Origin of the sequence: Alterirhizorhabdus solaris, assembly GCF_007785815.1 — a bacterium.
Classification (GTDB): Bacteria; Pseudomonadota; Alphaproteobacteria; order Sphingomonadales; family Sphingomonadaceae; genus Alterirhizorhabdus; species Alterirhizorhabdus solaris.
In genome coordinates this window covers 1-9500 of record NZ_VNIM01000134.1, presented here as the reverse complement: position 1 = coordinate 9500, position 9500 = coordinate 1, and the positions used below count along the sequence as shown (strand labels likewise).

At 66.9% G+C, this 9500-nt stretch carries 10 protein-coding genes; 4 read left to right on the top strand and 6 right to left on the bottom strand.

What is annotated here, in order from left to right:
* The first annotated feature begins 389 nt into the window (after window positions 1-389).
* The 4 genes from FOY91_RS19590 (at window position 390) to FOY91_RS19575 (ending at window position 2780) form a co-directional block, all read left to right on the top strand.
* Complete coding sequence (locus FOY91_RS19590; protein ID WP_145155497.1) at window positions 390-911, top strand: energy transducer TonB; 522 nt, start codon at window positions 390-392, stop codon at window positions 909-911.
* Window positions 912-986: 75 nt separating this feature from the next.
* Window positions 987-1751, top strand: coding sequence for a MotA/TolQ/ExbB proton channel family protein (locus FOY91_RS19585; RefSeq protein WP_145155495.1), 765 nt, complete (start codon window positions 987-989; stop codon window positions 1749-1751).
* Between the two features lie 78 nt (window positions 1752-1829).
* The gene (locus FOY91_RS19580) at window positions 1830-2312 is read left to right on the top strand and encodes an ExbD/TolR family protein (protein ID WP_145155493.1); all 483 of its coding nucleotides are present in this window, start codon (window positions 1830-1832) and stop codon (window positions 2310-2312) included.
* A gap of 39 nt (window positions 2313-2351) precedes the next feature.
* Entirely contained in the window at window positions 2352-2780 is a 429-nt protein-coding gene (locus FOY91_RS19575) for an ExbD/TolR family protein (RefSeq protein ID WP_145155491.1), read from the top strand.
* Between the two features lie 583 nt (window positions 2781-3363).
* Here FOY91_RS19575 and FOY91_RS19570 read toward each other — a convergent pair.
* The 6 genes from FOY91_RS19570 to FOY91_RS19545 are packed head-to-tail and all read right to left on the bottom strand — an operon-like array spanning window position 3364 to window position 9397.
* On the bottom strand, window positions 3364-3918 hold the full coding sequence (locus FOY91_RS19570) for a hypothetical protein (RefSeq protein ID WP_145155489.1): 555 nt from the start codon (window positions 3916-3918) through the stop codon (window positions 3364-3366).
* A 51-nt stretch (window positions 3919-3969) separates the two neighbouring features.
* A complete protein-coding gene (locus FOY91_RS19565; protein WP_145155487.1) occupies window positions 3970-4959 on the bottom strand; it encodes a type II secretion system F family protein in 990 nt (329 codons plus the stop codon).
* 10 nt (window positions 4960-4969) lie between these two features.
* Window positions 4970-5941, bottom strand: coding sequence for a type II secretion system F family protein (locus FOY91_RS19560; protein ID WP_238995804.1), 972 nt, complete (start codon window positions 5939-5941; stop codon window positions 4970-4972).
* Window positions 5942-5961: 20 nt separating this feature from the next.
* Complete coding sequence (locus FOY91_RS19555) at window positions 5962-7236, bottom strand: pilus assembly protein CpaE (RefSeq protein WP_145155485.1); 1275 nt, start codon at window positions 7234-7236, stop codon at window positions 5962-5964.
* On the bottom strand, window positions 7236-7880 hold the full coding sequence (locus tag FOY91_RS19550) for a CpaD family pilus assembly protein (protein ID WP_145155483.1): 645 nt from the start codon (window positions 7878-7880) through the stop codon (window positions 7236-7238). The genes FOY91_RS19555 and FOY91_RS19550 overlap by 1 nt, the downstream gene beginning before the upstream one ends.
* A gap of 23 nt (window positions 7881-7903) precedes the next feature.
* A complete protein-coding gene (locus tag FOY91_RS19545) occupies window positions 7904-9397 on the bottom strand; it encodes a type II and III secretion system protein family protein (protein ID WP_145155481.1) in 1494 nt (497 codons plus the stop codon).
* Window positions 9398-9500: the final 103 nt, after the last annotated feature.

Sequence of the window (9500 nt, the reverse complement as noted above, 5' to 3'; positions counted from 1 at the left end):
GCCCCCGGCTTCGTTCGCTTCTACGTGGAAGGCACCGTGCTGGCGCTGATCCGCGGCGCGCAGGGGCCGGCGCAGGCGGGGCGGCGATCGATCCGGCCGGGGCCAGCGCCACGGCGGCGGCAATCATCAGGATACGCATGGCATTCCATTCCGCGCAGGCGCGCTCCGGGGGTCGTGGCGTCATCCTTGCCACGCGGGGAGTGTCCCGTTCAAGCACGGCCACGCCTTAACGAACAGACAGACAAAGCAATTGCGTCGCTGCGGGCGCCGCGATAGAAACTGGCCGCGACCTGACGAAAAAGCCCAAAAATGGTCGATCGAGTTTTTAGGAGATGACCCGCCAGTCATCGTCAACGCAGGCTTGCGGATCGGAGGGAGTGTCTTCCTGAATGTCATACGCTGACCAACCTACGATGAGCCCGCGCAAGGCCGTGGCCATAGGCCTCGTGGTCCTGTTGCACGCTCTTCTCGGCTACGCCTTCATAACGGGCCTGGCTTACAATGTGGTTAAGAAGATCGCTTCGGATACCAAGGTATTCGACGTGGCCGAGGAGCCGCCACCCCCTGAGGAGGTGCCGCCACCGCCGCCGCCGCCCCGGCCTTCGCAGGCATCCGCCGCAACCCCCCGCGGTGATGTCAGCAGCTGGGTTACGACCGAGGACTATCCTTCCCGCGCCCTGCGTGAAGGAACCGAGGGCGTCACCGCCGTCGCCTGGGACGTGGATGCATCGGGCCGTGTCGTGAATTGCCGCGTCACCGCGTCGAGCGGTTCGTCCGAGCTGGACGACGCCGCGTGCAAGAACATCACGCGTCGTGGCCGTTACAAGCCCGCGCTCGACAGTAACGGTGCCGCGATCGCCTCGACCTCCGGCTACAATCGCCGGGTTCGCTGGCAGATCCCGAAGGACTGATCTCCGTGAGGCCGGTGTCGCCATGGGGCGCGCCGGCCCGTCATGACCGCATCGAATAGAAGAGGACTTCTCCAAATGGCTACCCCCGCAGCACCGGCCGGCGACAACCCGTATGGCCTCATGGCCGCTCTCGAGCAGGGCGGCACGATCGCCTGGGCCGTGTTCCTCATCCTCGTGGTGATGTCCGCCGCCTCCTGGTACATCATGTTCACCAAGCTGATCGAGCAGCAGAAGATCCTCAATCAGGCGAAGCGCGCCCGCACCCAGTTCTGGGGCACGCCAACGCTGAAGGAAGGCGCCGCCAAGCTCGAGAAGAACTCGGCCTATCGCCAGATCGTCGACGACGGCCTGCGCGCGCAGGACGAGCACACCAAGCTGCTCGACCCGGTCGACCAGCATGACTGGCTGCTCACCTCGCTTGGCCGCAGCCAGGCGGTGGTCAACTCCAAGCTCGGCAACGGTCTGGCCGTGCTCGCCACCGTCGGTTCGACCTCGCCGTTCGTCGGCCTGTTCGGCACCGTGATCGGCATCTATCGCGCGCTCATCAAGATCGGTTCGGCCGGTCAGGCATCGATCGACGCCGTCGCCGGCCCGGTCGGCGAGGCGCTCATCATGACCGCGCTCGGCCTGGCCGTGGCGGTTCCCGCGGTGCTCGGCTACAACTGGCTGATCCGTCGCAACAAGGTGGTCGCCGAGCAGCTCTCGTCCTTCTCGAACGACCTGCATGGCTACATGGTCTCGGGCGGCGCGCTGAAGCCGGTTTCGCTCGGCCGCGGCGCCGCGCCGACCCCGCCGCTGAAGACCGGTTCGGCCGCGATCGCGCCGAACCAGAAGGCCTGATCCGTCGAGGCCGGGGGTGCCCATGCGGCATCCCCGGCACCGGACCGGCACTAGTGAAGCAGGATAGGATCTGAACCCATGGCCATGAGTGCGGGGCCCGCCGAAGACAATTCTCCCATGTCGGACATCAACACGACGCCGCTCGTCGACGTCATGCTGGTGCTGCTCATCATCTTCCTCATCACGGTCCCTGTCGTCATCCAGACGGTTCCGATGGAAATCCCGAAGGTCGCGTTCGAGCCGACCACGACGAAGCCCGAGAACGTCTCGCTGTCGATCAAGGGCGGCGCCGACGGTTCGTGCGAGGTGTATTGGGGCCTTACCCGGGTCAGCTCGCAGGAGTTGCTGGACCGCGCCGTGGTCAAGCTCAAGGCCGAGATCGATCGTCAGGGCGGCGTCAACGCACCCGGCCTGGAACTGCCCGAGGCGCACATCCGCGGCGACGTGAAGACGCCGTACCGGTGCATCGGCGGTGCGGTCTACACGATGCAGCGTGCCGGTTTCTCCCGCGTGGGCTTCATCTCGAACCCGCCGCCGGGCTATCAGACGGCCCGTCTGTAATACCGCGCCACTGACCGACCGCTTACAGGAGTAACCACCATGGCCATGGCAGCAAGCACCACCGAAGGTGAGCCGATGATGGACATCAACACGACGCCGTTGATCGACGTCATGTTGGTGCTGCTCATCATGTTCATCATCACGATCCCGGTGCAGACCCACGCGGTGAAGCTGGATCTGCCGGTGAACGACAACAGCCAGAACCAGCCGCCGCCGGTCGATCCGGTGAAAAACAAGGTGACGATCGATCCGGCCGGCACCGTGTTCTGGAACGGCTCGCCCGTCACCCTGCCGGTGCTGAAGCAGTATCTGGATCTGACCCAGTCGATGAACCCGGTGCCGGAATTGCATCTGCAGCCGGACCCGCAGGCTCGCTACGAGGTGGTGGACAACGTCCTTGCCGTCACCAAGCGGGCGCAGGTCGAGAAGATGGGTTTCGTCGGGAACGAGCAGTTCTCGAACTTCTGACTGTCGCTCAACGATGAAAACGGCGCCGGTAGCGATACCGGCGCCGTTTTCACGTCTGGCAGGGATGATTATGGATCGTCTTTGCCGGCGAATACAGGCTCGTCAAGAAAGCGGATAACTAGGAGCTGGGTGAGACAGGCGTCGTAGGGGCCAAGCGCCTCCCGGATCGCAACTTAGACCTCATAACACGCGAGCTTGATGCCGGGAGAGTAAGCGGGCCGGTCAGGATGCCCGTGGCACGCGTGCGAGCGTGAATTATCTCGACCGTGAGTACCCGTGTCCTGTTGCTGTTGTCACGGACCTAGAGCTTTTGGCGGCGGGGCCGACTGACGTACCGCGAAGTCTAGAACGCGCATGTCATCCGGGACGCGAACCAGCGAGCGCCCTGTGAAGAGCGGGTCGTGCCAACAGGCCGATCGCTGTCACCACCTCTCACGAATAAGGCATGTCCGGCAGCGACCCCGCCACCCTCGATCGCGCCGGGGGCAACACCTGACCGATGACTGGACCGACCCCCAACCGGGCGGTGGACTGGCCAGAGGGCACGCCGGCGCTGGGACAGGTTCAGCCCGCAAGATGCCGCTCAGCCGAAGCGGTTGCGGTGTTCGTCGGCGCGGCCGCTGGCCAGCAAGGCGGCCTGCTCGCGCCATTCCTCGCGCGCGACCGTACCCGGTTCGGCACCGAGGTGGTTTTCAAGCGAGGCCGTCTCGGTGTCGCTCAGCCGGCTGATATCGACGAAGCGGTGAAGCCCGGCCTCGTTCAGCCGACTCTCGCCCGAACGGCCGATACCGTGGATCAGCGAGAGATCGTCGCGATCGGCAGGCGTCGTTGCGCCGAGGGTGCCCATGTTGCCAGCACCCGTCGCGGCACCGGCGCCCATCGCGGTGCCAACGCCGGCAACCGGGCTGTTGCCGACCGACGAGGCCGCCTCTGCCGCCGCCGCCCGACGCTCCAGTTCGGCGATCCGGGTGCGGGCCACGTTGTCGCGCTCGCCCTGCGTGTTCTCAAGAGCGATGCGGGCGCTGCGTTCCGTCTCATACTTGCGCCGCCAAGCACCGCCTCCGGAACGGGACAGCAGGCCGAGCAGCCAGCCGAGGACGAGGACGAGCGCATAGAGCGCGAGTTGATTGACGGCCATCGCGGTTCACTCCTGTTACGGAGCCACAACGGTGGCCGCCCGGCCGCGTTCCTACTTGATGAAGTTATCCGAGATCGAGCAGGCCGCCGGGCCGAGGATGACGACGAACAGCACCGGCAGGATGAAGCAGATCAGCGGCACCGTCATGATCGCGGGCAGTCGCGCGGCTTTTTCCTCGGCGCGCATCATCCGTTCGTTGCGGAATTCAGCGGAGAGCACGCGCAGTGCGGAGGCGAGCGGGGTGCCGTACTTCTCGGTCTGGATCATCGTCGTCACCACACCGCGCACCGAATCGAGATCGACGCGCTGGGCAAGGTTCTCGAACGCGGAGCGACGATCGGTGAGGAAGCCCAGCTCGATCGCGGTCAGGCCGAACTCGTCGCCAAGCTCGGGATAGGCGCGGCCCAACTCGCGCGCGACGCGATGGAACGAGGCGTCGACCGTCAGACCCGCCTCGGCGCAGATCACCAGCAGGTCGAGCGCGTCGGGCAGGCCCTTGCGGATCGCGGCGGATCTCTTGTCCACCATGTTCTTGAGCAGGATGTCGGGCAGCTTGTAGCTGAAGATCAGCGATCCGGCGACGAGGCCGAACTTCTTGATCGGCGTCCAGTCCGCGAACCAGCCGAGCACATAGACGCCGACCACCATCGTGCCGCCCAGCACGATCGGCAGCACCATGCGGCCGAAGATGACCGCCAGCGCCCAGTCCTTCGAGCGGATGCCGGCCTGCGCCAGCCGGATCTGCGCCTGCTTCAGCTGCGAATCCTGCAACACTCGCAGCGATTGCAGGAACGAACGGAGGAAGTCCGCCGCCTCGGTGCTCTGGCCGAGTTTGGTGCGGCGCTTGTTGGTGGAGGCGGTGATGCCGGCCTTCAACTGCTCGCGCCGGTCGTTCAGCGCCTTGACGCGCTTGGCCATCGGGTTGCGCACGGTGGTCGCCGCATAGATCGCCACGAACAGCGCGGCCACGGCCAGCGCCATGAACAGGGTGGCGGCGCTGAATATGTCGACGCCGAGGACTTTGGGGCCGGCTCCGGTCATCGCCTGTTCCTCAAATCTCGAAGTTGATCATCTGGCGCATCACGAACGCGCCGATCCCCATCCACACCAGCCCGCCCAGGCCGGTCATCATCAGCCGCTCGTCGCGGAAGAACCCCATCATGTAATCGGGGTTGATCCACAGGATCGAGCCGAACACCATGAACGGCAGCACGCCGATGATGTAGGCCGACGCCTTGGATTCGGACGACATCGCCTTGATCTTCAGCTTCATCTGCGCACGCTTGCGCAGCACGTCAGCAAGGTTGGAGAGCGTCTCGGCCAGGTTGCCGCCGGTTTCGCGCTGGATGGCCAGCGTGATGACGAAGAATTGGAATTCGGGCGTGCCAAGCCGGTCGGCGGTCTCCTGCAAGGCCGCCTCCATCGTGCGGCCGATCTTCATCTTGTCGACCACGGTGCGGAACTCGACGCCGACCGGGCCGGGCACCTCGCTCGCCACCACGCCCATCGTCTCGGAGATGGGGAGACCCGATCGCAGGCCGCGCACCAGCAGCTCGATCGCATCGGGGAACTTCGAGGTGAAGCTGGCGACGCGTTTCTTGATGAGGTGGCCGATCACCATGTGCGGCAGGCCGACGCCGATGAAGATGCCGCCCAACAGCGCGAGCATGAGCGGGGCGCCCTTGAACGCGGCGAGGATGGCGACGAACAGCGCCAGCCCCAGGTTCACCAGCATATACTGGCCGAGCGTCCATTCCTTGCCGGTCATCTCGATGCGCTTGCGCAGCACCGTGGGGTTGGGCAGCATGCGGGTGATCGCGAGATCGAAGCTGGTCTGCTGATGCGCGGTGATCCGCCGCATCTGCATGGCCACCACCGCATCCTCGACATGGCGGCCCTTCAGCGCATCCAGCCGGCGAGATTGCGCCTTGTTGGTGGAGGGGCCGGTGAAGGCGAGCACGCCCATCGCCAGCATGCCGAAGATGGCGGCGGTCAGCAGCAGGAAGGGCATCGTCCCGGTCATATTCGGCTCCCGATCCGGCCTCAGCCCGCCTTGGGCTTGCGGCCGGGCAGGCGGGCGCGGAAATCGCCCAGCTTGCCCATCAGCGAGCGGGTGCCGCCGGCGGCGGGGCCGGCGCCGCTTTCCACGCTGGCGATCAGCCGCGCGGCGAGGCCGCCGAGCAGCGGGCCGATCTTGCCGGCGCGCGCCACCTCGGCCAGCGGCTTGCCGAGCTTTGCCGCCTGCGCCGCCATCTTCTGGTCGAGCGGGACGACCAGATCGACCTTGCGCTCGATCGACGTCTCGAAATCCTTCTGGCTTATCTCGGCGAGGCCGGGCGCCGGCACGCGGTTGGCGACGACCATCACCGTCGTCTGTGGTGCATTCGCCTTCAGCCACGAGAGGATGCGGATCGCATCGCGCGTGGCGGCGAGCGTGAACTCGATCACGACCACCGCCGTCTGCACGTCGTTGAGCAGGTGCGGGTGCTGGATCAGCATGGTGCGTGGCAGGTCGATCACGGTGCACTCGAACGACGCCTTCATCTCCTCCTGCAACTGGAAGAAGGCAGCGCCATCGGAGGTGAGCGGCTGGTTGATCGGCGCCTCGGCGGAGAGCACCGCGAGCCGCTCGTTCGCCTTCACCATCGCGCGCTCAATGAACAGGCCGTCGATGCGGCTGGGGTTCTCGATCGCATCGGTCAGCCCGCGCCCCGGCTCCAGATCGAGCGCCAGCGCGCCGGTGCCGAAATGCACGTCCAGATCGAGCAGCGCGGTGGAGCGATTGCCCTTGTCGCCGAACAGCCATGCGATCGAGGAGGCGATCGAGGAGGCACCGACACCGCCGCGCACGCCGATGACGGCGGTGGTCAGATGCGGCCGCTCGACCGCGGCCTCGCTGATGCGCGGGCCGGCGATCGTCATCTGGGCGTGCGCCAGCGCATCGCGCAGCTGGTCGGCGCTGAACGGCTTCAGCAGGTAATCCTGGATGCCGCTCGCCACCAGATCGCGGTAGAGGCGCACGTCGTTCACCTGGCCGGCGGCGATCACCACCGTGCCCGGCTCGCACACCTCGGCCAGCGCGTTGATATCGTTCAGCGGATCGCCGCTTTCGGAAAGGTCGACGAACAGGATGTTCGGGCTGGCGGCGATCGACAGCGTCTGCACCGCGTTGCGCAGGCCGCCCCGGCCGATGCGTTCCTGCGGCCAGCCGAGTTCGGAGATGACCGGGCGCAGCACCTCGGCCGTGCCCTCGTCGCAGACGAAGGCGGCGAACGGCTCGCGCACGGCGGCGCCGCGGGGGTTGAACGGCGCGTTCATCACTGACCCCCCTTGGTCGATTCGACGCGCAGCCCCTGCGTGGACGTGCTGGGCGCATCGCGATAGGCGCGGATCGCCTTGGTGACGGAGCGCGGATCGTTGGTCTCGACAGCGGCGCCGCGCACCAGATCCTCCGGGTTGGCGACCATCGCGGCGAGATTGGAGTTCGTCGCGCAGCCGTAGTTCGACATCGAGGACTGCGCGAGTTCGGGCTGGGCGGAGCGGCGCCAGTTCGGGCAGTCGGGCACGGCGGCGGTGCTGCGGCTGACGACGAGCCGCACCATGCCCGGCGCGATCTCGCCGGCCGTCACCGGCGTGGAGTCGCTCAGCAACAGGCCGTGGCGGGCAAGGACGGTGGCGACCGCATCGCGCACGCCCTCGTCGCCGGAGCGGGCGGGATCGTCCACCGCCACGCGGTCGCCGTAGCCGAGGTGCATCGCCTCGAACCAGGCATCGATCCGGTCGGCCTCGGCTGCGGTGCCGTTGCGCAGCGCATCGGCCGACACGTCCAGCACGTAATCGGTACGGCTGACGACGGGCTGGTTGACCGATTCCAGCCCGCGATTGACCGGGCCGCAGCCGCCGAGCGCGAGCGCCATTCCCAGCGCCGGGCCTGCAAGGGCGAGAGTAACGAGGCGTCGCATGAGGTTGCTCTCCTGGATCACGATCAGAGCGAGAAGCCGGGGGCGGCGGCGCCGTCCGCCTTGGCCTTGCCGCCGCCGCGCGGGGCGGGCGGCACCGTGGCGGTGACGGGCGGGGCGAGCGTGGGCTTAGGCCGCTGCCCGCCGGACTTGCCGCTGAAGCTCTGCCCGCCGAGGATGCGCTCCACGTCGGTCGGCGCCTTGTAGCCGTCGGTCGGCAGAACGATCTGGTTCGCGTTGACCGGACGTACCAGATACGGCGTCACGACGATCACCAGCTCGGTTTCGTTGCGGCGGAAGCTGTTCGAGCGGAACAGCGCGCCGAGGATCGGCAGGTCGCCGAGGAAGGGCGCCTTGTCGGTCGCGTTGGTGGTGTTGTTGCGCAGCAGCCCGCCGATCATGAACGCCTGGCCGGAGCCGAGTTCGATCGTGGTTTCCGCCCGGCGGGTGGTGAAGCCGGGGATGCTGAAGCCGTTCAGCGTGACGGCGCCCGCCGACGAAAGCTCCGACACTTCGGGCCGGACCCGCATCGAGATGCGGCCATCGGCCAGCACCGTGGGGGTGAAGGCGAGGCTGACGCCATATTGCTTGTACTCCACCGAGACGGTACCGAGCGCCTGGCTGATCGGGATCGGCACCTCGCCACCGGCGAGGAAGCTGGCCGTCTCGCCCGACAGTGCGGTGAGGTTCGGTTCGGCCAGCGTGGTGACGAGGCCGTCCTGTTCGGCCAGATCGATGGCCGAGGCGATATCCACGCCGAACAGCTTGCCGGCGAGGCCGAGGTTGGTGGCGCCCGCACCCTGCCCGAGATTGCGCAAGTCGAACACGGTGCCCGGCTTGGCGGGGTTGATGAACTGGCCGGTGCCGGGGTTGAACGGCAGGCTGATCGATCCGGCAGGCAGGCCGAAGATCGAGGAGGCATCGAGGTTGGGGAAGACGGACAGGTCGGTATTGCCGATCGAGCCGATCCCGCGCCCCTGCGCGATGCCGAACAGGAAGCCGCCGGTTGTGTCGCGGCTCAAAAGGTTGACGCCGACCTGCTTGGCCAGTTCCCGGCTCACCTCGGCGATCTTGACGTGCAGGTTAACCTGCAACGGCGTGGCGGTCTTCAGCCGGCTGACGACCTGCGTCTCCTTGCCGACGAACGCCTGCACCAGCGCCTGCGCCTCCTCCACGTCGCCGGGGGAGGCGACGGTGCCGGTGAGCAGCACGAGGCCGTTCATCGGGGTGGCGGTGATCGAGGCTTCCGGCATCGCCAGCTGCAGCATCGAGCCGACCGAGCCGTAGTTGGCGCCGACGCGAATGTTGGCGGAGAACACCGTCTGCCCGGCCTTGTTGGTGGCATAGACGGTCGTCTCGCCGGCCGCCTTGGCGAACACGTAGAGCTGGGTGGAGGAGCGCACCTGCACGTCGGCCACCTTGTCGTCGGCGACGAACAGGTCGCTCATCGGGGTGGCGAGGCGCACCACCTGCCCGCGGCCGACCGAGAGCGTCACCGTCTCGGCGGGCTGCGCACTCATGGGCGCGGGCGGGGCGGGGGCTGTGTCTTATACACATCCCCAAACCCACCAGCCATCTCAGGGTTCGGCATGTCGTCGTCTGCTTGAAAAACAAAATCAGCCG